The 22,271-nt window shown below is 64.5% G+C and carries 23 protein-coding genes and 1 tRNA gene; 10 read left to right on the top strand and 14 right to left on the bottom strand.

Features of this window, described 5'->3' with window-relative positions; genetic code table 11:
- The first annotated feature begins 197 nt into the window (after positions 1 to 197).
- Positions 198 to 1,952, top strand: coding sequence for an ABC transporter permease (locus GCT13_RS11585; protein WP_152757992.1), 1,755 nt, complete (start codon positions 198 to 200; stop codon positions 1,950 to 1,952).
- Between the two features lie 22 nt (positions 1,953 to 1,974).
- Positions 1,975 to 3,318 carry an ABC transporter ATP-binding protein gene (locus GCT13_RS11590; protein ID WP_087734456.1) on the top strand — a complete coding sequence of 448 codons (1,344 nt, stop codon included), beginning with the start codon at positions 1,975 to 1,977 and terminating at the stop codon, positions 3,316 to 3,318.
- A gap of 125 nt (positions 3,319 to 3,443) precedes the next feature.
- On the opposite strand, the gene GCT13_RS11595 is transcribed toward GCT13_RS11590, so the two are convergent.
- The 3 genes from GCT13_RS11595 to GCT13_RS11605 all read right to left on the bottom strand — a co-directional run bounded on the left by GCT13_RS11595 (position 3,444) and on the right by GCT13_RS11605 (position 6,006).
- Positions 3,444 to 3,977, bottom strand: a complete 534-nt coding sequence (locus GCT13_RS11595) for a hypothetical protein (protein WP_193727637.1) — start codon at positions 3,975 to 3,977, stop codon at positions 3,444 to 3,446.
- Positions 3,978 to 4,003: 26 nt separating this feature from the next.
- Complete coding sequence (locus GCT13_RS11600; RefSeq protein ID WP_227746791.1) at positions 4,004 to 4,531, bottom strand: hypothetical protein; 528 nt, start codon at positions 4,529 to 4,531, stop codon at positions 4,004 to 4,006.
- A gap of 416 nt (positions 4,532 to 4,947) precedes the next feature.
- Positions 4,948 to 6,006 carry a sigma-54 interaction domain-containing protein gene (locus GCT13_RS11605; protein ID WP_152757994.1) on the bottom strand — a complete coding sequence of 353 codons (1,059 nt, stop codon included), beginning with the start codon at positions 6,004 to 6,006 and terminating at the stop codon, positions 4,948 to 4,950.
- 525 nt (positions 6,007 to 6,531) lie between these two features.
- Here GCT13_RS11605 and GCT13_RS11610 point away from each other — a divergent pair.
- The 6 genes from GCT13_RS11610 (at position 6,532) to otsA (ending at position 11,355) form a co-directional block, all read left to right on the top strand.
- Positions 6,532 to 6,849 carry a DUF883 family protein gene (locus tag GCT13_RS11610; RefSeq protein ID WP_152757996.1) on the top strand — a complete coding sequence of 106 codons (318 nt, stop codon included), beginning with the start codon at positions 6,532 to 6,534 and terminating at the stop codon, positions 6,847 to 6,849.
- A 71-nt stretch (positions 6,850 to 6,920) separates the two neighbouring features.
- Positions 6,921 to 7,178 (top strand): hypothetical protein, encoded by a 258-nt coding sequence (locus GCT13_RS11615; protein WP_152757998.1) that lies wholly within the window; start codon positions 6,921 to 6,923, stop codon positions 7,176 to 7,178.
- 310 nt (positions 7,179 to 7,488) lie between these two features.
- Positions 7,489 to 8,895, top strand: coding sequence for a sigma-54-dependent transcriptional regulator (locus GCT13_RS11620; protein WP_152758000.1), 1,407 nt, complete (start codon positions 7,489 to 7,491; stop codon positions 8,893 to 8,895).
- 161 nt (positions 8,896 to 9,056) lie between these two features.
- Positions 9,057 to 9,332, top strand: coding sequence for a hypothetical protein (locus GCT13_RS48290; protein WP_193727638.1), 276 nt, complete (start codon positions 9,057 to 9,059; stop codon positions 9,330 to 9,332).
- 188 nt (positions 9,333 to 9,520) lie between these two features.
- Positions 9,521 to 9,733, top strand: coding sequence for a hypothetical protein (locus GCT13_RS11630; protein WP_152758002.1), 213 nt, complete (start codon positions 9,521 to 9,523; stop codon positions 9,731 to 9,733).
- A gap of 200 nt (positions 9,734 to 9,933) precedes the next feature.
- On the top strand, positions 9,934 to 11,355 hold the full coding sequence (otsA, locus tag GCT13_RS11635) for an alpha,alpha-trehalose-phosphate synthase (UDP-forming) (protein ID WP_152758004.1): 1,422 nt from the start codon (positions 9,934 to 9,936) through the stop codon (positions 11,353 to 11,355).
- Positions 11,356 to 11,462: 107 nt separating this feature from the next.
- On the opposite strand, the gene GCT13_RS11640 is transcribed toward otsA, so the two are convergent.
- The 9 genes from GCT13_RS11640 to GCT13_RS11685 all read right to left on the bottom strand — a co-directional run bounded on the left by GCT13_RS11640 (position 11,463) and on the right by GCT13_RS11685 (position 18,609).
- Positions 11,463 to 12,053 (bottom strand): glycine zipper domain-containing protein, encoded by a 591-nt coding sequence (locus tag GCT13_RS11640; RefSeq protein ID WP_152758006.1) that lies wholly within the window; start codon positions 12,051 to 12,053, stop codon positions 11,463 to 11,465.
- A 184-nt stretch (positions 12,054 to 12,237) separates the two neighbouring features.
- Positions 12,238 to 13,680 (bottom strand): MFS transporter, encoded by a 1,443-nt coding sequence (locus GCT13_RS11645; protein ID WP_152758008.1) that lies wholly within the window; start codon positions 13,678 to 13,680, stop codon positions 12,238 to 12,240.
- A 213-nt stretch (positions 13,681 to 13,893) separates the two neighbouring features.
- Positions 13,894 to 14,403, bottom strand: coding sequence for a YbhB/YbcL family Raf kinase inhibitor-like protein (locus tag GCT13_RS11650; RefSeq protein ID WP_152758010.1), 510 nt, complete (start codon positions 14,401 to 14,403; stop codon positions 13,894 to 13,896).
- A 185-nt stretch (positions 14,404 to 14,588) separates the two neighbouring features.
- Positions 14,589 to 15,035, bottom strand: coding sequence for a very short patch repair endonuclease (locus GCT13_RS11655; RefSeq protein ID WP_152758012.1), 447 nt, complete (start codon positions 15,033 to 15,035; stop codon positions 14,589 to 14,591).
- Positions 15,035 to 16,333, bottom strand: a complete 1,299-nt coding sequence (gene dcm / locus GCT13_RS11660; protein WP_321574290.1) for a DNA (cytosine-5-)-methyltransferase — start codon at positions 16,331 to 16,333, stop codon at positions 15,035 to 15,037. Before dcm ends, GCT13_RS11655 begins: the two co-directional genes overlap by 1 nt.
- A 318-nt stretch (positions 16,334 to 16,651) precedes the next feature.
- The gene (locus GCT13_RS11665; protein ID WP_152758016.1) at positions 16,652 to 16,975 is read right to left on the bottom strand and encodes a hypothetical protein; all 324 of its coding nucleotides are present in this window, start codon (positions 16,973 to 16,975) and stop codon (positions 16,652 to 16,654) included.
- 472 nt (positions 16,976 to 17,447) lie between these two features.
- The gene (locus GCT13_RS11670) at positions 17,448 to 17,738 is read right to left on the bottom strand and encodes a hypothetical protein (RefSeq protein WP_152758018.1); all 291 of its coding nucleotides are present in this window, start codon (positions 17,736 to 17,738) and stop codon (positions 17,448 to 17,450) included.
- Between the two features lie 494 nt (positions 17,739 to 18,232).
- A tRNA-Arg gene (locus GCT13_RS11680) sits at positions 18,233 to 18,307 on the bottom strand.
- Positions 18,308 to 18,417: 110 nt separating this feature from the next.
- The gene (locus GCT13_RS11685) at positions 18,418 to 18,609 is read right to left on the bottom strand and encodes a rubredoxin (protein ID WP_407670772.1); all 192 of its coding nucleotides are present in this window, start codon (positions 18,607 to 18,609) and stop codon (positions 18,418 to 18,420) included.
- A gap of 272 nt (positions 18,610 to 18,881) precedes the next feature.
- Here GCT13_RS11685 and GCT13_RS11690 point away from each other — a divergent pair, with 272 nt between their 5' ends.
- Complete coding sequence (locus tag GCT13_RS11690; protein WP_152758023.1) at positions 18,882 to 19,283, top strand: DUF4399 domain-containing protein; 402 nt, start codon at positions 18,882 to 18,884, stop codon at positions 19,281 to 19,283.
- Between the two features lie 239 nt (positions 19,284 to 19,522).
- Entirely contained in the window at positions 19,523 to 21,448 is a 1,926-nt protein-coding gene (locus tag GCT13_RS11695; protein WP_152758025.1) for an ATP-binding cassette domain-containing protein, read from the top strand.
- Between the two features lie 66 nt (positions 21,449 to 21,514).
- Here the strand turns inward: GCT13_RS11695 and GCT13_RS11700 are convergent, their stop codons facing one another.
- A complete protein-coding gene (locus GCT13_RS11700) occupies positions 21,515 to 21,835 on the bottom strand; it encodes a HepT-like ribonuclease domain-containing protein (protein WP_321574292.1) in 321 nt (106 codons plus the stop codon).
- Positions 21,832 to 22,200, bottom strand: coding sequence for a nucleotidyltransferase family protein (locus tag GCT13_RS11705; RefSeq protein WP_152758027.1), 369 nt, complete (start codon positions 22,198 to 22,200; stop codon positions 21,832 to 21,834). Before GCT13_RS11705 ends, GCT13_RS11700 begins: the two co-directional genes overlap by 4 nt.
- Between the last annotated feature and the right edge of the window lie 71 nt (positions 22,201 to 22,271).

Below are 22,271 nucleotides of genomic sequence, written 5' to 3' on the forward strand. Positions count from 1 at the left end.
GGCACGGGGCGCCGCGCAACGTCTTCGTTGCCGGCCAATGCGTATCAACGCCAACGATCTACCGCGCATTAGCGTTTTGTCATGCCTGATTTCCGCTTTCCGGATCGAAACTCGGACCGCCGCGCCGCGCGCCCTGCGGGTGTAGCCATGATGGCTTGCGGCGAGCTCGCGCTCCCGTGCAACGGGAGGGCCGCCTGATGGATGTGTTCGGCTTCAGCCTGAACCGTACCGCCAACGCGTCGGCGTGGCGGGTACTGCCCAACCGCTGGGACTTCATTGCGTTTCCGTTGATCATCTGCCTGATCGCGATGGCGTTCATCGGCTTCCATCAGACGATGGCGCCCATTTCGACGCTCGAAGCGAAGCCGATCTCGCTCGATCCGTCGAACCTGCCCGAGTACGCGTTGCGCACGACGCTGCGCATGCTCGCCGCGATGGTCGCGTCGCTCGTCTTCACGCTGGTCTACGGCACGCTCGCCGCCAAGAGCCGCCGCGCGGGCCAGGTACTGGTGCCGATTCTCGACATCCTGCAGTCGGTGCCCGTACTCGGCTACATCTCGTTCACGGTGACGTTCTTCCTCGCGCTCTTTCCGTCGCGCGTACTGGGCGCCGAGCTGGCCGCGATCTTCGCAATCTTCACGAGCCAGGCGTGGAACATGACCTTCAGCTTCTATCAGTCGCTGCGCACGGTGCCGCGCGATCTGGACGAAGTGTCAAAGGGCTTCCATCTGACTTCATGGCAGCGCTTCTGGAAGCTCGAAGTGCCGTTCTCGATGCCGGGCCTCATCTGGAACATGATGATGTCGATGTCGGGCGGTTGGTTCTTCGTCGTCGCATCGGAAGCGATCACGGTCGGCAATCACACGATCACGTTGCCGGGCATCGGCGCGTACCTCGCGCAGGCGATCTCCGGGCGCAACCTGCACGCGATCGGCTGGGTGATTCTCACGATGACGGTCGTGATCCTCGCGTACGACCAGTTCCTGTTCCGGCCGCTCGTCGCGTGGACCGACAAGTTCCGCATGGAGACCACGAGTTCCGGCGACGCGCCCGAGTCGTGGCTGCTCGACCTGATCCGCCGCACGCGGCTGATTCACCGTCTGCTCGTGCCTATCGGCTGGATGTTCGCGAGGGCCGCGCGCATTCCGATCCGCTGGCCGAGCGTTGGTCACGTGAAGTTCGCGAAGCCGGCGAGCGAGAAGTCGTCGAAGGCCGGCGACATCGTGTGGGCCGTGATCGTCGTCGTGGTCACGCTGTATGTCGTATATCGCGTCATCGAGTATGTGCGCTCGGGCGTGACGCTCGACGAGGTCGGCCATGTGTTCGTGCTCGGCCTCTTCACGCTGTTGCGCGTGACGCTGCTGATCGCGCTCGCATCGGTGGTGTGGCTGCCTCTCGGCGTGCTGATCGGGCTGCGTCCGGCGCTCGCCGAAAAGGTCCAGCCGCTCGCGCAGTTCCTCGCGGCGTTCCCGGCGAACCTGCTGTTCCCGGTGTTCGTGATCGTGATCGTCAGGTTCCATCTGAATCCGGACATCTGGCTCTCGCCGCTGATAGTGCTCGGAACGCAGTGGTATATCCTGTTCAACGTGATTGCAGGCGCGAGCGCCTATCCGAACGACTATAAGGAAGCCGCGAAGAACTTCCGCATCCGCGGCTGGCAGTGGTGGCGCCAGGCGATGCTGCCGGGCGTGTTCCCGTACTACGTGACGGGCGCGATCACGGCCTCGGGTGGCGCGTGGAACGCGAGCATCGTTGCGGAGGCCGTCCAGTGGGGCGATACGAAGGTCGCGGCGCATGGACTCGGCGCGTATATCGCGCAGTACACGGCCGCCGGCGACTATCCGAAGATCATTCTGGGTATCGCGGTGATGTCCCTGTTCGTGTCCCTGTTCAATCGTCTGTTGTGGCGTCCGATGTACGCCTATGCCGAAAGCCGTCTGCGGCTCGATTGAGATTCATTGAAGGCAAAACGCGATGCAAAACCCTAAAGCCGTTACCGCCACGCCGATCCAGACGCCGCCGATGCCGCCGCGTCTCGGCGAAGAAATTCTGCGCGTCAAGGACGTGTGCCGCGGGTTCAACAAGACGCAGGGCGAACTGCTCGTCCTCGACGACGCCAACCTGTCGCTGCGCGAAGGCGAGATCGTCGGTCTGCTCGGGCGTTCGGGCTCGGGCAAGTCGACGCTCTTGCGCATCATCGCCGGGCTGATCGAACCGACGGACGGCGAAGTGACCTATATGGGCAAGCCGCTCAAAGGTCCCGCCGAAGGCGTCGCGATGGTGTTCCAGACGTTCGCGCTGTTTCCGTGGCTCACCGTGCTGCAGAACGTGGAAGCGGGTCTCGAAGCGCTGGGCGTCGGCGCGCGCGAGCGCCGCGAGCGCGCGCTGGCCGCGATCGACCTGATCGGTCTCGACGGCTTCGAGAACGCGTATCCGCGCGAGCTGTCGGGCGGCATGCGCCAGCGCGTCGGCTTTGCGCGCGCGCTGGTCGTCGATCCGACGCTGCTGCTGATGGACGAGCCGTTCTCCGCGCTCGACGTGCTGACGGCCGAAACGCTGCGTACCGATCTGCTCGACCTGTGGACGCAGGGCCGCATGCCGATCAAATCGGTGCTGATTGTTACGCACAACATCGAAGAAGCGGTGTTCATGTGCGACCGCATTCTTGTGCTCTCGTCGAATCCGGGCCGCGTGATCGCCGAGATCAAGGTGCCGTTCAAGCATCCGCGCAATCGTCTGGACCCGGCGTTCCGCCGCCTCGTCGACGACATCTACGCGAAGATGACCGCGCGTCAGAAGGACGAAACGACGAAGAAGGGGCTGGAGCTGCACAGCTGGCTGCCGCACGTGTCGACCAACCTGATGGCGGGTCTGATCGAAATGCTGGCGGCCGCGCCTTACCACGGCCGCGCGGATATGCCGGAAATCGCGCGCTCGCTGCACCTGGAAGTGGACGACCTGTTCCCCGTCGCCGAAGTGCTGCAGCACCTGGGCTTCGCGGACGTGCGCGAGGGCGATATTTTCCTGACGCCGCCCGCGCGCGTGTTCGCCGAGTTCGGCACCCAGGAGCGCAAGATGATGTTCGCCGAGCATCTGCTGCGTCATGTGCCGCTCGCGGCGCGGATCAAGAAGGTGCTGAACGAGCGCCCGGGACATCGCGCGCCGCGAGTGCGCTTCGAGCAGGAGCTGGAAGACTTCCTGTCCGACAGCGCGGCGGAAGAGACGCTCGATGCCGTCATCAACTGGGGCCGTTATGCCGAGATCTTCTCGTACAACGACCAGACGGAAATCTTCAGTCTCGAGGACGTCGAGTCCTGATCTTGCTGACCTGCGCTCTCGATCGATTCGGGCGCGCAAATGCAGAAGGGGAGCCGTGCGGCTCCCCTCGTGTTTATGCGACGCGTCTGCGTCGTATCGTGCGACGGGACGAGTCAGCGCTCTGGTTACTGCAGATTGCCCCAGCGCTCGACAGCCGGTTCCGCCGATGCCCACTTCCAGTACTTGTTGTCCTGCTGGCATGCGGCAGCCGTGTACCAGAAGACCTTCGAGTCGGGCTTGTCGCCATCGACGACGGAGAACACGAACTCCTTGCAGATCGCGAGCGACGAAGCGAATGCGCGCGTCACGCGCACCTGGCCGTGGCCGTTCTCGATGGGCAGCGCGTGCTTGACGCTCCAGTCGCGCGTTTCGCCGACGGGCATCGCGCCCGCGAGCGCCGCGATCACATTCTGCTGATCCGAATGCATGACTCGCATATATCGCGCGACGGCTTCGTCGGTGGCTGCCTGCACCGCGATTCCGACGCCGATGCCCACGGCGGGATTCGCTGTGACGAGCCCCGTCGCCGCGCCTGCGCCCGCGCCCGCCGCTGCGCCGACGGACGACGAGCTGCAACCGCTTATGAGCGTCAGCGCGCCGACGCACAACGCACCGGCGAGCGCGAGCCGCGCGGACGCCGTCGAGCGCAGCCGATCCAAGGCCCGCTTGTGTGTCGAGCACGCGATCATTGCAGCGAGCCCCATCGTTCGGTTGCAGGTTCGGCCGATGCCCACTTCCACGCATTGCCGTCGCGGCAGATCGATGCGACATAGAACGCGCTCGAAGCGGGCACGTTCTTCGTCGCCGTCTTGTCGACGGAGAACACGATCTCCTTGCAGTCGAGCTCGCCCATGCTGATCGTCCGGCTCACGGTCACGCGGCCATGCTCGTCGTCTTCGAGCGGCACCGAATGGGTGATGCTCCACGGCGCGACGGCGCCCACCGCGAGCGGCCCCGCCGCGATTGCGATGCTGTCCTGAGTATTGCGATGGATGATGCGCTCGGAGTACTGGACGCCCGCCCGCGCCGCGGCGACGGCGCCAAGGCCGATACCCGTTGCGACGGCCGCGTTGTTGGTGACTTTGCCGGCGATGGCCGCGCCGGCGATACCGGCGCCCGCCGTCGCGCCTTCCGAGTAGAGCGAACTGCAGCCGCTCAGTGCCGTCGTGACGGCTACGGCCAGCGTGGCGCCCGGAAAGATTGAACGCCGCATCGTTGCGGGCCGCGCCGTGAGCGCTTTGCGGTGCATGGCTTTTAGCATTTGTTGGTCATTGCTCCTGCTCGTGCCTTCGATGCGCGGACCGCGCCGGCACGAAGGACGGACTGCGTCTGATTTTTACGCAGCGGCATTGTGCAGGATGCCTTTTGTAATTGGCATAGGGAAAGTGCAAGTAATTGCAAAAGATGCTGCAGGGCCGCTGTCTTTCTGTTTGATTTTGCTAGCAGTCCGCATGCCCGGACGGGCCGCGCAGCGTCGCCGCTATGGGCGGACGTGCGCATCGTGCGTGGCGGCGCGTTGGAAGTATCGACTGTAATGAGCGGCAGGAGATGCTGCCTCAGGCGCGATAGATGAGCGTGCAACGAAGCGCACGAGCGTGACACGGCACGCGACGCATCGCGCGCCGCGTGTCACGATTCGTCGGAATTCGAATCTTCGTCGCCGTATGCGCTGAGTCGGTTGTACAGCGTCTTGAGACTCACGCCGAGCGCCTTCGCCGCGCGCCGCTTGTCGCCGCCGCAGTACTTGAGCGTGCCGAGGATGATCTGCTTCTGCGCATCGGCGAGTGGCGTGCCGATCCACACGCTCATCGAATCGCCGAGCGTGACGGGCTTCTTCACGCGCGACATCAGATGCGGATGCGGCAACTCGACGGCCTTCTCGGCGAGAATGAACGCGCGATACACGGCGTTCTTCAGCTCGCGCACGTTGCCCGGCCATGACCACGTGCGCAGCGTTTCCATCGACCGCTTGCTGAAGACCTTGTTCGTGCTTTCCTGGCGGTTGAGCTCATCGAGGAAATGCAGCGCGAGCAGCTCGCGGTCGCCTTCGCGTTCGCGCAGCGGCGGCGCGCGCAGCGGAAACACGGCAAGCCGGTACATCAGGTCCTCGCGCAGGCCGTTTTCCTTCACGGCGACGGCGGGGTCACGATTGGTCGCGGCGATCACGCGCACGTCGCCGCGAATCAGCTCGGTGCCGCCGACGCGATAGAACGTGCCCGTTTCCAGCGCGCGCAACAGCTTGACCTGGCGCACGGGCGCCATTTCCGTCACTTCGTCGAGGAACAGCGTGCCGCCATTCGCGTGCTCGAAGTAACCGATGCGGCCTTGCACCGCGCCCGTGAAGCTGCCTTTCTCGTGGCCGAACAGTTCGGCTTCGATCAGTTCGTCGGGAATCGCGCCGCAATTGACGGCGACGAACGCGCCGTCCTTGCGCGCGCTGTGCTCGTGGATCGAGCGGGCGATCAGTTCCTTGCCCGTGCCCGATTCGCCGATGATGAGCGCGGTCGCATCGGTTGCGGCCACGCGGTCGATCTGCTCGTAGAGATCCAGCATCACCGGCGACGAGCCGTACAGCACGCCGTACGACTTCAGTCCGGGGACGCCTTCCACCGTGCGTTGCTTGCCCTGTGGCGCGGGAGCGCTGCCACCGGCTTCCGCGGCGGGCGAGTCCAGATCGGTTGACGGCATAACCAAGGGTGTCCTGTGCAATTTCGGGTGAGTGTCTGAATGGCGCAGGCCAGTATCGAGTGCGTGGACTGCTCTGTTAGTGAGTCCACTATCTCATAAAGGGCAATTTAACCATTGGCGCGCCATATCCGGCAAGGCATGCGTAAATTTGGCATTCGCTGGAAATGCGCAAACTTTGACGTCCGATCGGCACGAGATGGCGGAAAAAGTTGCATCCGTTGCGCAATCGCCCCGGCAACTTTGTCTCTACTCTGCGCGCCTTGCATGTATCTCGAAATCGGCCGCGAGGCGGAACTCGGCGGGCAGGCGTGGATCGCATAGGGGTGGCCGGGTACGGCCGTTGCAAGATACCGGAAAGGGCGGATAGACGAGCGCCGGAGGCCGAACGGGTGACGCGCGCCATGCGTGGCGGTGAGTGGGTAAATAGACGGCGCAAAGAAAAATCCAGGACGCGGCGCTCGCCTCCACCGGAACCGGCCGTCGGCCAATGAGACAGACCGGTCCCGCGCCGGAAAGGAGATTGCAATGACAGGAACAACCGAGCAGCTCGCGTTGGGCAGGCAGAAAATTGTCGAGGATCTCAGGGTGCTGTTGACCGACTCGGAAGAAATGCTGCGGCTTGCGGCGACCGTTCCGGGCGAGGGCCTCGATGCCTTGCGCGATCGGCTGCGCACGCATGTCGATACGTTGCAGGCGGCGCTCGGCGATGCGCAGACGTCGGCGCAGCGGCGCTACCGCAGCGCGACGGTTCAGACCGAACGCTACGTGCGCCAGAACCCGTGGCAGTCGCTCGGCATCGCGGCGAGCGTCGGCTTCGCGCTCGGCTTGCTCGCGGCGCGGTGATCGGCGTTCGTGGACGCTGTCGGGCGCGCTGACGACGCCCAGTCCCCATTCACGACAACAAGGAGTTCAAGATGGCACGACCCACAATCGGCATATTCGGCGCTCTGTTCGCAGTGGGCAGCGTACTGGCCTGGCGCTGGGTGCAACGGCAGCGCGGCGCGCAACAGCCGCTCGCGCGCGATCTGACGCGCTGGGAAGGCGAGGGCGGCTCGGTGACGGACCCTGAGCAGCCGCCCGGCGCGCACATGGCGCCCGCGGCGCATCCGCGTGGCGGCAATGGCGCGGATCACAGCGCGAGCGGCGACGCATGGCCGTTTCCGCGCGGATGATGCTGCTGTCGTCACGGCTGCGGCCAGTCGCGCACACGGCACGCGCCTGTCGGCCAACTGCCGATATTTTTTCGGTACAAAGCCGTATAATGATCAAAAACCACAACAATATATGAGTTTTACGGCAAAATTTACGGAAATTGTTGCGCAGATGCGGTAAGTCGGAAAGTTTTTCCGATTCAGGCGTCCGGCGTCGCGACGCAGGCCCAGGCCTGGAATCGCAGCGCGCGGGCGTTTTCGTCGTCGCAACTTTCTGGCGAACGCAGGCTGTGCGTGTTCACTACCAGTACTTTCGAGCTTTCCACACGCGATGCCACATGTATTGATTGTCGATGACGATCCGGGTACCCGCGATGCGCTTGCGGCGATCATCGCGGAAGACGGGCTGACGACGGCCACGGCGAGCGATCTGCGCGAGGCGCGCATCCAGCTCGTGCGACAGATGCCCGATGTCGTATTCACCGATCTGAAGCTGCCCGACGGTACGGGCGTCGATCTGTTCGAAGATCTCGATCCGCGCTCGGGCGTCGAGTTCGTCGTGATCACGGGTCATGCGACGGTCGAATCGGCAGTGAGCGCGCTGAAGATGGGCGCCGCCGACTATCTGGTGAAGCCGATCAACATGCAGCGCGTGAAGGCGATTCTGAGCCGCCTGCCGCGCGCCGGCGATCTGAAAGCCGAGATCGGCACGCTGCGCGGCGAGCTGCGCCGCATGGGCCGCTTCGGCCTGATGCTCGGCAACTCGTCCGTCATGCAGCAGGTGTACGACCAGATCAGCCGCGTCGCGCCGACGGCGGCCTCGGTGATGCTCGTCGGCGAATCGGGCACGGGCAAGGAAGTGGCCGCGCAGACGCTGCACCAGCTGAGCCTGCGCCGCAAGCATGCGTTTCTCGCGGTGAATTGCGGCGCGATCTCGCCGAACCTGATCGAATCGGAGATGTTCGGCCACGAGCGCGGCGCGTTCACGGGCGCGGACCGGCAGCACAAGGGCTATTTCGAGCGCGCGAACGGCGGCACGCTGTTCCTCGACGAAATCACCGAAATGCCGATCGAATTGCAGGTGAAGCTGCTGCGCGTGCTGGAGACGGGCATGTTCATGCGCGTCGGCACGACGAAGGAGATCGAAACGGATGTGCGCCTGATCGCCGCGACGAACCGCGATCCCGAGCAGGCGGTGCTGGAAGGCAAGCTGCGGCTCGACCTGTATCACCGGCTCAATGTGTTTCCGATCAGCCTGCCGCCGCTGCGCGAGCGCGGCAAGGACGTCGAACTGCTCGCGCAATCATTCCTCGACGACCTCAACGAGCAGCACGGCACGAAGAAGCACTTTCCGCCCGCCGTGCGTGAGATGCTGCTGTCGTATCCGTGGCCGGGCAACGTGCGCGAGCTGAAGAATTACGTGCAGCGCGCGCACATCATGTCGAGCGCCGATTCGGACAGCACGGCCACCGTGCCGCTGCAGATTTCGCTGTCGAAGCCGACGGCGGGCACGGCGATCACGATTCCGTTCGGCACGTCGCTGGCCGAAGCCGACCGTCAGCTGATTCTCGCCACGCTCGAGCAGTGCAGCGGCGTCAAGACGCGCGCCGCCGAGATTCTCGGCATCAGCCTGAAGACGCTGTACAACCGGCTCGTCGAGTACGGCAACGACGCCGGCCGCGCCGACGGCGACGACGTCAGCGACGAACCCCAGGCGCTCGGCAAGGCGGACGCCTGAGCGGCGTCTGAGGGGCGGCCCGATCAGTCAGCGCGATCAATCGGCCGCCCATCCTCACCGCCACATCGGACGGCGTCCGAACGGCACAGGCTTTGCTGAATTCAGTTCGACAGTTGCATCGCGCAAGCGAGACGACAGCGAACGAAAACTGGGAGTCCAACATGCCGGATTACGACGCTGTCCACGATCTGCACGCGCATCGCCCCGATCCCACCATACCCGACACACCCGACACACCCGACACACCCGACACACCCGACACACCCGACACACCCGACCCCGGCCAACCGCCCGAGCCGGACCAGCCCGACACGGTGCCCGATCCGACGCGCGAACCCGTCGAACCGGATACGCCACCCATCGGCGATCCGCCGCCGCAACCCTCGCAGACGCCGCATACGCGCCCCGGCGCCGCGCTGCGAGGCGGCGGGTCATGAAATTCAATGCCGTTACGGCCGTTCGTGGGGCATGCGCCTCGCGAGTGCAATTGCCGGGCCTGGGAGATGTATCGGTTACAAAACCGGCGAACTTTTTACCGGCAAATTACGTTCATCGGCCTAGACTAATGTGATGCAGCCCGAGCGACCCCACGTTCGGGCAGTGGCCTTCCCTGGAGGCGTCCATCATGAGACATCCCGCATTGCGGCGCTCCGCGCGCCATTCGAAGCGCGATCAGCGCCCAGCCAGCGGCACGGGCAATCAACCAGCGACACCCGATCCGGCGCACGAGAACCGCGCCGCGCCCGACGCTCCGCCTGACGGGGAACACAACCAGGGCGGCACGCGCCAGGAAGGGCTGGATTACCAGCGCGACCTGGGCTCCGAGCAGGACGCTTGAGCTGCGTTTTCCAGCCGGTCCGGGCTCATTCGACAGGCGAATAATTTGCTGCGCGCAACCATGTGCGCAGCGAGTTTTTTCTTGTCTGTCACATTTACATACATTTTTATTCCGTGATTTTGCGCAACACGGCATGAGATTTGCGTGCCGTCAGTCGGTGTATCACCGCATGTAAGTCAACTGAATGAGGTGGAGCCGCAATGAGCAGATTGATCGTAGTTTCAAACCGCGTCGCGCCGACTCAGGAAGGACGCCCCGCAGCGGGCGGTCTGGCGATCGGGGTGCTGGATGCCTTGAAGGAAACGGGAGGTGTGTGGTTCGGCTGGAGCGGCGAGATTGCCGCCGAGCCGTCGTCGCCCGTCATCGAAAAGCAGGGCAACGTGACCTATGCGACGGTGGGGCTGACCAAGCGCGACTACGACCAGTACTACCGCGGCTTCTCGAATGCGACGCTGTGGCCGACTTTTCACTATCGCAACGACCTGTCGCGATATGACCGCCAGGAATACGCGGGCTACCTGCGCGTCAACGCGTCGCTCGCGCAGCAACTGAAGGAACTGGTGAGGCCCGACGACATCATCTGGGTCCACGACTATCACCTGCTGCCGTTCGCGCGGTGCCTGCGCGATCTCGGCGTGAAAAACCCGATCGGCTTTTTCCTGCATATTCCGTTTCCCGTGCCCGAAGTGATGCGCACGGTGCCGCCGCACGAAGAGCTGGTGAAGTGCATGTGCAGCTATGACGTGGTCGGGTTTCAGACGGACGCGGACCGGCAGTCGTTCGTTGATTACATCGAACGCGGCAATCACGGCACGTCGAGCGACGAGAACATGGTCCACGCGTACGGTCGTTTCCTGAAGGTCGCCGCCTATCCGATCGGCATCTATCCCGACGCGATTGCGAAAGCCTCCGAGCAGTTCAGCGACCGCAAGCAGGTCCGCAGCCTGCGCGACGCGATGCGCGGCCGCAAGCTGATCATGAGCGTCGACCGGCTCGACTATTCGAAGGGACTCGTCGAGCGTTTCCAGGCGTTCGAGCGTCTTCTGCTGAACGCGCCAGGCTGGCACGGCCGCGTGTCGCTCGTGCAGATCGCGCCGCCGACGCGCTCCGACGTGCAGACTTATCAGCGCATTCGCCAGAACCTGGAAGGCGAGGCGGGGCGCATCAACGGCCGTTTCGCGCAGCTCGACTGGACGCCGATCCAGTACCTGAACCGCAAGTACGAACGCAATCTGCTGATGGCGCTGTTCCGCCAGTCGCAGGTCGGCTACGTGACGCCGCTGCGCGACGGGATGAATCTCGTCGCGAAGGAGTATGTCGCGTCGCAGGACCCCGCCGATCCTGGCGTGCTGGTGCTGTCGCAGTTCGCGGGCGCGGCCGAGCAGTTGCCGGGCGCGCTGGTCGTCAATCCGTTCGACCTGTCGCAGATGGCCGAGGCGCTGGAGCGCGCGCTGTCGATGCCGCTCGCCGAGCGCCAGGCGCGTCACGCGGACATGATGGCGCCGCTGCGCGAGAACAACCTGTCGGTGTGGCGCGATACGTTCCTCGCGGACTTGCGGCACGTCGCGACGGCTTCATCGGTGACGGAGAAGGCGGTCAAGCGCGCCGACGTCACGGCATGACGTGGTCGCGCGACATGAGCGCGTGCGCGTAGTGGGGCGCCTGCGAGGTGCGCACCCCGGAGCGGCAGCCTGTAACGGCTGCCGTTTTCGTTTCCAGCCGGGCGGGCTCAGGCTTGCTGCTGGTTGAGGTCGGTCAGCGGCACGGGCGTCTGACGCGGATCGAAATCCGCCCATTTGCCGCGCTGCCAGCGGCCCGTCGCGCGCTCGATGTCCGCGCCGCCTGCTTCACGCAGGATGCGCGCGGCTTCCATCTGATTCTCCGGGCACACGTGCACGGCCACGAGCACCCCCGAATTGCGCAACTCGTGATGCACGACGTCGTGATGCTCGTGCGGACGGCTGCGCGCGTGCACCATCCTGCCGACCAGCGCGCCCAGATACGCGCCCGTACCCGCCGCGATCACGACGACGGGCATCGACGCCGCAAACGCCGAGAACACCGCTACGCCGATTACAGCGCCCGCGACTGCGCCGATCGTCACCGCGTGGTGATGGAGATGCAGCGTCGGCGGCAGCGCGCTCGAGATCGTGGGTGGTGCGCCCGCGTGTTCGTCGAGCGGATGGCGTGCGTGCTGGCCGCGCGGATTGACGAAGAACAGCGTGACGTCTTCCCCGAGGAACCCGTTGTCGAAGAGCTTCTGTGCTGCGTCTTCGGCGGCGGGGAACGTGGTGAAACGTCCAGCGACGATGAGTGACATGGCGCCCCCTATCGTTCAAAGGCCAGAATGAAAGACTCGCTGGCCGTCGCGAAGAGCGGCGGCGGGTCGTAACTTTCGACTACAGAATAGGCGCAAAGTGCGGGGACGGAAGCCGCTCGCGCGCAAACGGCTGGATGAGGCGGGCCGGCGGCTGAAAGGGCGCGATGTGACTGACGCGCTGAAACTATCGCGCGGCCGTCGCAGCGCCATGCTGCGTCACGCGCATCGTGCTGACGACGGACGCCACCGCCGAAAAGCCCGCCGCCAGATAGAGCGAGATGACGGGACCATGCTCCGGCGCGACACCGAACACGAGGGCGACGAGCGCCGAGCCGAGCGTTTGCCCCGTCAGGCGCGCCGTGCCGAGCATGCCGCTCGCGCCGCCGCTGCGATGGCGCGGCGCGGCCGACAACATCGTCCGGTTGTTGGGCGACTGGAAGAGGCCGAAGCCCGCGCCGCACAGCGCCATGCGCCACACGATGTCGACGGGTGTCGGGTGTGCGCCGAGCGTCGCGAGCAGCACCAGGCCGAAGGCGAGCGTCGCGAGTCCGGCGCCGCCCAGCCAGCCCGCCGAAATCCGGTCCGACAGCACGCCCGACAGCGGCGCCGCGCCGACGATCACGAGCGGCCACGGCGTCATCAGCAAGCCGGTTTCCACTTGCGACATGCCGAGATGGTTCTGCAGCAGGAAGGGCAGCGACACGAACGCCAGCATCTGCGCGCAGAACGAGCACACCGACGTGCCGACCGACAACGCGAAGATCGGAATTTTCAGCAGATCGACGGGAAGAAGCGGCGCGGGCTGCGTGAGTTGCCGCCGCACGAAGAAGTAGCCGATCACGACTGCGGCGATCAGCTCGACGGCGACGAAACCATGCCGTTCGCCGTGGCCGAGCCCGTCGACGGCGAAGATCAGCAGGCCGAACACGAACGCGTTCATGACCGCGCTCGGATAGTCATATGGCGACGGATGGCGTTCGTTGCGCGGCAGCGAGCGCAGGCCCACCGCGAGCGCCGCAATGCCGATCGGCACGTTGATCGCGAACAGCCACGGCCACGGCGCGACGGACAGCACGCCCGATGCCACGGTCGGCCCGACCGCCGACGAAATCGCCACGACCATCGCGTTGATCGCGATGCCGCGCCCGAGGCGCGCGGGCGGATAGATCATCCGCACGAGCGCCGTGTTCACGCTCATGATGCCCGCCGCGCCGAAGCCCTGGATCACGCGGGCGAGCGCGAGCATCGGCAGCGAGCCGGAAAGCGCGCAGCCGAGCGATGCAACCGTGAACAGCACCATCCCGCTCAGATAGACGCGCCGGTAGCCGATCCGATCGCCGAGCGACGACAGCGGCAGCAGCGAGATCGTCACCGACAGCTGGTAAGCGTTGACGATCCAGATCGAACTCGCGGCGCTTGCATGCAGATTGCGCGCGATGGTCGGCAGCGCGACGTTGGCGATCGCGCTGTCGAGCACGGCGAGCGTGATGCCGAGCGCGACGACGAGAATCGCCCAGTAGCGTTGCGGCAGCGGCAAGCCGAGTTCGGCGTCCGGTGCGGGCGGCGCGGCAGCAGAGACGGGCGCGCCGGAAGTGTTGCCGTTGTCCCTCGAAGAAGATGCTTGCATCGTGTTGTTGTGATGGACGGCGGGGCGGCCATGCGTGGCCGCCGGTAGCGTCCAGGATTGTGATTCCTGTCGTCGATGGGACGGTGCACGGCCGTGCTGACCCGGCGTGAAGCCTCGTTGCTCTAGGCCTTCACGCCGGATCATGCGGGCTGCGCAGCGAAAGCGCGGGCGAGGCAAAGCGCGGCCACGCGCTCGCCTTGCCGGCGCGCATCGTTACTTCAGCTCGTACAGGCCCGTGTATGTCGCCGAATCGATTTCGTTCAGGTGCGTCATGAAGCGCGCAACCGCGTTCGTCGTATCGGCGGAAAGGGGCAGGTCCGCCACTTTCAGCGCGTGAATGCGGTAGATGTAACGATGCGGCTTGTCGCCGCGCGGCGGCGCAGCGCCGCCGAAGCCGACCGTGCCGTAATCGTTGTGGAACTGCAGCGCGCCTTGCGGCAGCAGGCTGCCGTCGGCCTTGCCTGCGTTGCGCGGCAGCGAGCGCGTGTCGGCGGGAATGTTGACGACGACCCAGTGCCAGAAGCCGCTGCCCGTGGGTGCATCGGGATCGTAGACGGTCAGCGCGAAGCTCTGGGTGTCGGCGGGCGGCGACTCCCATTGCAACGCCGGAGAGACGTTCTCGCCGTCGCCGTCGACGCCGAACGACTTGTCGTTCATCTCCTGCGCTTTCGGCATGAAGCCGTTGGTGGGGAAGTCGTCCGACCAGATTCGGAAATCAGCCATCGTGTGCCTCCTTCAAAGGGTGGTTCCAGGATGGATGGAAGCCGCTGAGAGACCGCTGGAGAGACTTCAGCGGGGCCAATCGAGTGTAGCACCGGCGCCTTGCAATGTTCGCCGGCAAACGCGCGCCGGTCGGTCTCGCTGGCGATGCGGCAAGTGGCGCGGCAAATGCCGTAACAAACGGTGCGTCAGGCGCGTTCCTCGTGCAGCGGCGCGTCGCCATGCAGCCAGTCGATGAGCCGTTGCAGAACGCCGTCGATATCCCGGTTCGCTCCGCGCAAGGCGCATTCCCACACCGTCGCGACGCGCCAGCCGCCGTCGAGCAGCGCGGTTTGGGCTTTCGCATCGTTGGCGCGGTTGCGGCCGATTTTTTCGCGCCAGAAGTCCGGGCGCGTCTGCGGCCATTTGAATAGATGACAGTCGTGACCGTGCCAGAAGCAGCCATGCACGAAGATCACGGCGCGGTAGCGCGGCAGCACGATGTCGGGACGGCCGGGCAGATCGCGCGCGTCGAGCCGGAAGCGGAAGCCGCGCCGATGCAGCAGGCTGCGGATCAGGACCTCGGGCTTCGTGTTGCGTCCGCGAATGCCGGACATCATCCGGCTGCGCGTGGCGGCATCGACGATATCGATCATCAGGCGGCCAGCTCCACCGCGGCATCGGCGTGCGCCGCGCGCGTGAGCGCCAGCACGTGCGGCAGCATGATCCGCGCGACTTCGCGCATCACGGGCACCACGACGCTGTTGCCGAACTGGCGATACGCCTGCGTGTCGCTGACGGGAATGCGGTATGTGTCGGGAAAGCCCATCAGGCGCGCGCATTCGCGCGGTGTCAGACGGCGCGGGCGCTGCCGCTCGCCCTGATAGACGAGAATTTCCGAGCCGTCCTTGTGATACCGCGCCGACAGCGTGCGCGTCACGCTTTGCGGATACGCCATCCCGTAGCCGAAGCCGTTGCCGGCAGCGCGATGCTTGTCCGCGTAGTTCTTCAGGTAGGTCCAGAGCTTGGGCGTCAGCGTGTACTTCGGTTGAACGTGGCGGGCGGCGTGATCGAAGAAACGCTCGCTATCCCATGGCAGAACGGGCTCCGTGCCGTCCGTCCTGTGCAGGATCGACGCGAGACGCGGACCTTCTTCAGGCAGGCGCAGATCGTCCCAGGTGAACGACGTCTTGCCGCGAAAGCCGACGATGATGATCCGTTCGCGATGCTGCGGCGTGAAATGCGCGCCGTCGATCACGCGATAGTGCACTTCGTAGCCGAGCTCGTCGCGCAGCGTCTGCAGGATTACGTCGAACGTGCGGCCTTTGTCGTGCGACAGCAGGTTCTTAACATTTTCGAGCAGAAACGCGGCCGGGCGGCGCGTGGCGATGATGCGCGCGACGTCGAAAAATAGCGTGCCCTGCGTCGCGCACTCGAAGCCGTGCGGGCGGCCGAGCGCGTTCTTCTTGCTGACGCCCGCGATCGAAAACGGCTGGCACGGAAAGCCGCCGAGCAGGATGTCGTGTGCGGGGACGTCGTCGGCGGGAAAGGTGACGATGTCGCCGATCAGCGTGTGTTGCCCGGCGCCCTCTCGTTGCGCGGGCTCGTCGCGGAAATTCTCGCGATACGTCTTCTGCGAGAAATCGTTCCACTCGCTCGTGAACACGCACTGTGCGCCGTGTGTCTCGAAGCCCATGCGGATTCCGCCGATGCCCGCGAACAGGTCGATGAAGCGCAGGCACGAATGATCGCCCGTTGATGGCGAGATGCCTTGCCCAGCCGTGGAATACAGCAGTGCCCGCAGTGACGGTTCGAGCATCGCGGGACAAGGCGTTTCGCCCTTTTCCCAGCGGCGCACCGTCTTGATGTCCTTGCCGACATGCGCGGCGATTTCTTTTTGTGTGAAGCGGGTGCGCGCCTGCTTTAGCAGGTCAAGCGGCGAAGCCTGGGTCACAGGAGTCCTTTGCTGGGTATTTTTGCGGACATTATGACCTATTAATGTCCCCAATTTGCGGTCGTGGCGCGGTCGGCGGAGAAAATACCCAGCTTGGATGTTTTGACAGCGGCGATGACACGATGACACGGGAAGGGGCAGCCCCGGCGGCGCGCCAGCTCACGCTGTCGCCGTGCCGCCGGGTGTTCGCGCTGCCGCGAGCAGCATCGTGGATGGACGCGCGTGGCGGGTCAACCAATGTCAAATGCGCGGGGCGCGTTCACCCTGCGGCTGGGCTGCCAGCCGCTTGTGGCCACACTCGTCGTCGCACTCGCGCGCTCAGCGCCGACGGCGCACGCGATGCCGGTTCGCGTCGCGCGAGGCCGCGGGCTGCGCGGTCGCCACCGGCAGGGGCGCCAGTTCCTTCGCGCAGAGGTCGTCGAGTTGCAGCAGCAAGTCGTCGACTGCGCAAAGTTGCGAGTTGGTCAGATGCTCGGCATCGAGCAGCTCGAAGAGCCGCTTTCGCCAATAGGCGGCTGGGAGAATTGCCCCACCCAGGTCACCGTGCATTGAAGGCCGCATGACGCGGGCAATGTGCGCGATGTCCTGATCGATCAGAGTCGATTTGAACGATCCCGCCGATGAAGTGAGGAAGTTGTCCATGCCCGCTCTACGGCAGGGGCCAGGAAAACTTTAGGGTTCTGTGGAAATATTTTTTTCGGTCCAGCCAGCGCGCCGTTGTGGGCGGCATTCGCCTGCGCTGCCTGGTCGACTCAAGTCAGCGCCAGCGCGAGGCTGCACGTGAGCACGACGATCATCAGGCCAGCAGCGACAGCGAGGTTGTATGGGTAGCGCATCGCTTCAACCTGACGTATCGGAGGAGTGACGAAATAATATGAGGATGCCGCCCGCTCGTCGTCAGACAAATGGCGGGTTGGGTGGGACAGCGCACACTGGTCGGCAGCGCAGGGATTTGAGGCTGGGGCAGACGGGCGTCGGGCGCAGGATGGCGCGCGTGGCAATTCATGCCGCCTCGCGCCGGAGGCGGCTCGGGCGGGTTAGCTGGTTCGCTGCGTTACAGGCTGCCGGCGCGTCTGAGCGGTGCAACCGGGGCAGCACGCCGCTGGGCGGTGTGTCAGGCCGGCGCGTCGGGATTGGCTGGATTCGTCGGGCTGGCGGGTGGCTGGGCGGCAGCGCCTTCGAGGAACCGTCGTGTCGCTTCGAACGCTTGCAGCATCTGTTCCGGCCACGGCGTTTGCAGCATCACCGCCTGATGATTCTCGAACGCCGAGTTCAGCAGCTTCGACAACTCGGGCGAACTCAGATGGCGCAGCAGCACGCTGACGGCGATGGCCGTCGCCTGGCTTGCGCCCGCTGTTTGCAGTTCGGAAGCGGTGAGGGCGGCGACTTGCTTGTTGATGTCCATGGAAAGTGTCCTTCGTAGTCCTGGCGCGCGTTGCGCAAGGTGCGTGATTTTGTCACGTGCGGTCGAGGCCGACCGAACGCGTGCGGCCCGCGAAACCGCCGCACGATCCGCGCCACGCCGTCGTCTGCAGCGACGCGCCCCTTTTGCTATCAAAAAGGGAACAGTGTTTTGGCAATTCCGGTAATTCTCTCCGCGCCGCGAGCCGGTAGACTCAAGCCAGATATTTCGCTTTTGGAGCCGATCATGCTCGTTACTTTCTTTGTGCTTTGGCCGCTGGCGGCTGCGTCGCTGTTCGCGCTGGCCCGATTCTTCGATCGTCGGGACCAACAGCAACTGGCGACGGTTCGGATCTCGCGCCGACGCTAGACGGCGCATCGCTGTCGAAGTCTCGGCGTCCGATGCGACGCAGGCATTGCAGCCAATAAAAAAAACCCGCACAGCGTGAGCCGTTGCGGGTTTTTTATTGGCGCGTTTTCCGTCACCGAACTGGTGTCTGGTCCCCCCGACAGGAATCGAACCTGTATCTAGCGCTTAGGAGGCACTCGTTCTATCCATTGAACTACGGGGAGGAGCCGCCGACGAGCGCAGAGTATAACGCACGACGGAACGCTTCGGAGACTGGCGGGGGCGTTCGCGGATCAGCGCCACATCGGCGCGATATCGATGCCCGTCGATCCGCTCAGAACTCGACGACTGCGAATTCCGCCTTGCCCACGTCGCACAGCGGGCAGCGCCAGTCATCCGGGATGTCGGCAAAACGCGTACCGGCCGCAATGCCTTCTTCGGGCAAACCTTCTTCCTCGTTGTAGATCCAGCCGCAAATCAGGCAGACCCAGCTCTTATATTCGATCACTTCACTCACGACACACACTCTTCATCGATTCAACGCAATATCCGCACAGCTCTGCCCCTTTATTGGGCGCCCGGCGGCGATCCGCAATATTACCGGAATTCGCTGGAAGGCTTGAGCCTCCCGTTCCGTTTATCGTTCTAAATCAATGCGAAGGCGCAGGCGGCGGACTAACAGGCTTGTGTGCGGACCGGTGCGAATGACTATCCTTCGGTTGCGGCGCCGCTTTGCGCGGCGGGCACACGTCGGTGCGCCTCGCGCCTCTCGAGTCACTTTCAACAAGGAGGAAAACGATGCTGAACTACAGATGGCTGGCCGGCGCGGCGTGCGCGGGCATGCTGGTCGTGTCGGGCGTGGCGCATGCTGCAAGCGTCTCCTTCGTCGAGCCGAAGGACGGCGCGACCGTGAGCAATCCCGTCCACGTGAAGTTTGCCGTCGACGGCATGAAGGTCGCGCCCGCCGGCACGATGACGGAGGGCACGGGGCACCACCATCTGATCGTCGACGGCCAGCCGCTGCCGAAGGGTGCGGTCATTCCCGCCAACGACAAGTCGCTCCACTTCGGCAAGGGCCAGACGGAAACGGAACTCACGCTGCCGCCGGGCGACCATACGCTGACGCTCGATTTCGGCGACGGCGCGCATCGTTCGTACGGTCCGGAGATGAGCAAGACCATCACGATTGACGTGAAGTAAGCATCGGCGCGAATGCAGCGCTCGCACTTGCGACGCCAGCCTCGGGTTGGCGCTTGCCGCTGCATTCGTGCGTCTCGAGCCTTCGAGCAAGACGCGGACCTCGTGGTCCGTGCGTTGCCGCAGCCGACGCCCATGCGATTCGTCCTATGCCATCGTGCCGGGCCGTATCGCCTCAGTGTCGGCGCCATCGACCGGTACAATGAGCGCTTCCGACTCATCGCTGGTTTCCTCATTTTTCCATGTCGCTTTACACCATTACGGGCGCGCAACTGGCGTTCGGCCACGTCGCGCTGCTCGATCACGCGGATTTCTCACTCGAAGCCGGCGAGCGCGTCGGGCTGATCGGCCGTAACGGCGCGGGCAAGTCGTCGCTGCTGAAGATCGTCGCCGAACTGGCCAAGCCGGACGACGGCCTGATCACGCGCCAGCAAGATCTCGTGACGGTCTACGTGCCGCAGGAACCCGAGTTCGACGCCGACGTGTCGGTGTTCGACACGGTCGCGGCGGGCCTCGCGCACGCAAGCGCGCTGCTCGACGAATACAACGCGGTCGCGCACGAGCTTGCAGAAACGCCGGAAGGCGCGCAGCACGACGCGCTGCTCGCGCGGATGAACGCGCTGCAATCGTCGCTGGATGCGACGGACGCGTGGAACTGGCGCACGCGCGTCGCGACGACGCTCGCGCAGATCGGGCTCGACGGCGACGCGCGCGTCGGCTCGCTGTCGGGTGGCATGCAGAAGCGCGTCGCGCTGGCCCGCGCGCTCGTCGTGCAGCCGGATGTGCTGCTGCTCGACGAACCGACCAATCACCTGGATTTCGACGGCATTCGCTGGCTCGAAGAACTGCTGATCGCGCAGCGCGCGGGTCTGCTGTTCATCACGCACGACCGCGCGTTTCTCGATCGCGTCGCGACGCGCATCGTCGAACTGGATCGCGGGCGGCTGCTGTCGTATCCGGGCAATTTCTCCGCGTATCAGACGCGCAAGGCGCAGCAGCTCGAAGTCGAGCGAGTCGAAAACGAGAAATTCGACAAGCTGCTTGCCCAGGAAGAAGTGTGGATTCGCAAGGGCGTGGAGGCGCGGCGCACGCGCAGCGTCGGCCGCATCGCACGGCTCGTGCAGATGCGCAAGGAGCAGGCGGAACGCCGCAACGTGCAGGGCAACGTGAAGCTCGACGTCGGGCAGGGCGAGAAGTCCGGCAAGATCGTCGCCGAACTCACGGACGTGACGAAACGCTACGGCGCGCGCGCGGTGGTCGACCGCTTCTCGACGACGGTCATGCGCGGCGACAAGATCGGCTTTGTCGGTCCGAACGGCGCTGGCAAGACAACGCTGCTCAAGCTGATTCTCGGCGACCTGCAGCCGGACGAGGGCGAGGTGCGCGTCGGCACCAATCTGCAGGTCGCGTACTTCGACCAGATGCGCGCGCAGCTCGACCCCGAAAAGAGTCTCGCCGATACGATCAGCCCAGGTAGCGACTGGGTCGAGATCAACGGCCAGAAAAAGCATGTGATGAGCTATCTCGGCGACTTCCTGTTTGCGCCGGAGCGCGCGCGTTCGCCTGTGAAGTCGCTGTCGGGCGGCGAGCGCAACCGGCTGCTGCTCGCGCGTCTCTTCGCGCGTCCCGCGAACGTGCTGGTGCTCGACGAGCCGACCAACGACCTCGACATTCCAACCCTGGAGCTGCTCGAAGAACTGCTGACGGACTACGAAGGCACCGTACTGCTGGTCAGTCACGACCGCGCGTTTCTGGACAACGTCGTGACGTCGGTGATTGCGTCGGAAGGCGAGGGCAAGTGGCGCGAATACGTCGGCGGCTTCACCGACTGGCAGATTCAAAGCGAGCGTTCCGAGCGGATCGCGCAGCAGGACGCGCCCAAAGAGCCGCAGAAGGAGGCCGCGCCGAAGGAAAGCGCGGCGGGCCGCAACGCGCAGCGCACGGTGAAGCTTTCGTTCAAGGAACAACGCGAGCTGGAAGCATTGCCCGACCGGATTGCGGCGCTCGAAGCCGAACAGAAGACGATCGCCGCGCAAATCGAGGATGGCTCGATCTTCGTGAAGGACGCGCAGGAAGGCGCGCGTCTGACGGAGCGCTATGCGGTGATCGAAGACGAACTGCTTGTGGCGATTGAAAGATGGGATGAGCTGGAGAGCAAGGGGAAGTGAACGCGAGGTGGCCGCGCCCGGAAAAAAGCCAGGGCGTCGGCCGCCGGATTTGGGCAAGTTGCTGCTTCAGACCCGGCAGATCGCGCACCACCGTTGCCAGAGGACGCCCACATCGACCGAATAGTAGCCATGCGAAATGCGGTTGCGCATCAGGTACATCAACTCCCATGGCATGTCTGGATGTGCTGCGGCGAAATGGGCGTGGTCTCGCTCAACGTTGCGGGCCGCTTCCCCGATAATCTGCAGATTGCATCTCACGCCGTCCTGGACGAGTGAATTGGCATGAAAGGCATCGACATCCATGCCATGTGTGTAACGCTGGATTTTGGTGATCGCTTCCAGCATATGGTCAAGGTAGTCGGCGATGCGCAAGTCATTTTTCTTCACACCGGCACCGCCTCACTGATAACTTGTGCGCGAAATGACTCAGGCAGCGCCAATGGCGTCAACACGTCGACCGACACGCCAAGCACCGCTTCAAGCTGCCGCTGAATGCGTGCGATGTCGAACAGCGTCATTTCGGGCGTTGGATCGACGAGCAGATCCAGATCGCTGTCCTCGCGGTCGTCGCCTGTGACGGCTGAACCGAACACGCGTGCATTGCAGGCGTGGTTTTCCGCGACGATGCTTCTGATCTCGGTTCGATGTTGGCGCATTGCATTGGAAGGTCTCACGTTGACGCTCCAGGGACTCAGGTTGACACCAATATGCAGATTTTGGTGACAACAGTGGCGTGCAATCTTTGTGTACATACAAACAAATCGCCCCTGCCAACCGTCCTACATCTTCCGTCTAAATTGCCCCGCGCATCGAAATCAGTAAA

This window comes from Paraburkholderia franconis (genome assembly GCF_009362735.1).
Taxonomy (GTDB): Bacteria; Pseudomonadota; Gammaproteobacteria; order Burkholderiales; family Burkholderiaceae; genus Paraburkholderia; species Paraburkholderia franconis.